Origin of the sequence: Pseudoduganella violaceinigra DSM 15887, from assembly GCF_000425385.1 — a bacterium.
Taxonomy (GTDB): Bacteria; Pseudomonadota; Gammaproteobacteria; order Burkholderiales; family Burkholderiaceae_D; genus Rugamonas; species Rugamonas violaceinigra.
Map to the genome: position 1 here is coordinate 1 of NZ_AUDI01000040.1, position 1,955 is coordinate 1,955.

General features: G+C 50.2%; 2 protein-coding genes. Both read right to left on the reverse strand.

Annotation, left to right across the window (positions count from 1 at the left end):
• Positions 1 to 345 precede the first annotated feature (345 nt).
• On the reverse strand, positions 346 to 801 hold the full coding sequence (locus tag H597_RS34895; RefSeq protein WP_154668140.1) for a hypothetical protein: 456 nt from the start codon (positions 799 to 801) through the stop codon (positions 346 to 348).
• Between the two features lie 12 nt (positions 802 to 813).
• On the reverse strand, positions 814 to 1,890 hold the full coding sequence (locus H597_RS36120; RefSeq protein WP_083941144.1) for an RHS repeat-associated core domain-containing protein: 1,077 nt from the start codon (positions 1,888 to 1,890) through the stop codon (positions 814 to 816).
• Positions 1,891 to 1,955: the final 65 nt, after the last annotated feature.

Consider the following 1,955-nt stretch of genomic DNA (forward strand, 5'->3'; position numbering starts at 1 on the left):
AGCGACATAAAAGAAATCCAGCAGGATGCGCCGCAAAAACAAGGAAAACGCTCTGCAATTAGGCCCGATTTCCCACATTGCGACACAAAGATGAGTGGCGCCGCAAATACAGCTGCATGATCAATGCGAATTCAGCAGTATTTCAGCAGCCTGCTAAGGCTGTTGCGGATTCACCAGCTCGTCCAGACGCTGGCGAAACACGTCGTTGCTCGGTGGTCCGACTGGCTTTGGTCATATTCACCCCTCAAGAATTTGCAAGGAATTACCACCATTTCAACAAAACCTTGCAATTCTCAGCAGTGTTTTTGCCCGTTTCGCCTTTAGAATCGGGCCGTACGTATTTGCTCAGGGCCGACTAATTGGCATCAATTTTAGGCAGCCGTTCCGAATTTCGATTCGAAAATGCGCTTTAGACCGCGAAAAGGACTTCCCTGTCACCCCGGGGCCGAAGTCCGGACTGCATCGGGGAATAGAGTCTAGGAGAGCGACTTGATCACGCAAAACGAAGATGATAACGCTGAAATTATCCGACGTTTCTAAAGATTCAATTCGAGGATCCGCGATTTTGATGCCAAGCAAAGCTTCTACATCCTTTTTAGAGGTATACGGCTCAAAAAAGGCAACCTTATCCCAATTGAAATTGGCAATTTCATCCATGGCTACTAATGCACTCGAATCTTTTGATGCCTTCAAAAGTTCAGTGGAAATGCCATGCTGAAATAAGTACCAATAACGATTTGAGAAATAGATGGCAGCGAATGAAGCTGCGACCAAAAGAAGGGAAGTCGCCATTTTTTTCATTCAAGATGGCCCTTATTCAAGTTTAAAGTCTTTTGGGAGCTTTGACTGTCCTGTGGTGTCCCAAAGCATTCCCGAGTTAAGCGCATCCATGCAACTTTGTTGACACGGTTTTTTATTAAATAGGCCGCACTGGCGTCCAGTTGCATTATTATGTAGATCCATACCTTCCTCTTCTTTTGGTTGCCCGTGGCGATTCCCGTTAGCCTCATGTTCGTCACCAATCATTTGCGCTTCATTGGGGCCTAATACTGCGGACTTGGTCATCAGGCATGACCACAAGCAATGTTTAAATGCATCCGCAGGACCATTGTGGAACCCTGGCAGTCCGGAGCCTCTAGCGGTCTCGTTCGCTACCTGACTAAGATCGTGGCCGACTATAACGCCAGGAAGGCCTACGCGAATCAAGTCAACTATCTGTTCTTTAAAGTCAAGACCACGTCGATCTGTTAGCGAAAGCGGGTTCCCTTTGACATAGCCATAGGTATTGATCCCGCCGCGAAGCCCAATCGGATCGCTCTCGATGTACCTCCCCAGCGCCGGATCATAATCCCGGAAGTAGTTGTAATGCAAAATGCTTTCGCGTTCAAATTGTTGCCCCGGGAAACGTTGATTGAAAGTGAACGCTGGCTGTCCGGCTGGCTGCTCGTTTGGCGCATCCTTACCAAATGGATCACTATCCCATTGCCAAACCAGATCTCCAGCGGCGTTCGTGATGGCACGCGGCGTATCGAGTTGGTCTGTGTCGATAAAGTAGGCTTTGGCAGCACCTGGTGCTGTGCCCACGATCACAGTCAACGGCACTGATCGCAGGATCGGGTTGTTGGGATCGGTCGTGGTGATCTTTGCCGTTACCTGATAGGTGCCGACCGCCAAGTTGTCGAGCTTCAGCGTATATGGGGCTTGCAGAGCGACGCCTAACGAAGCGGTTCCGTTGAAGTATTCCACTTGCGTGGCCATGACTGGGCTACTGTCCGACGTCGCGGCGACTGCAAGCATGACACTTGCAGGGGCTATCGGATTGTTTGGCGTAGCGGTGACGCTGACGGTTGGCGCTGCGGCGTAAGCGTCCAGTCCTACCACTCTAGGCATCCGGATTAGGATTGCGTAGAGTTCGGAAATGGCAGCAACGAATCGATCTGGCTGTTAGGGCACGT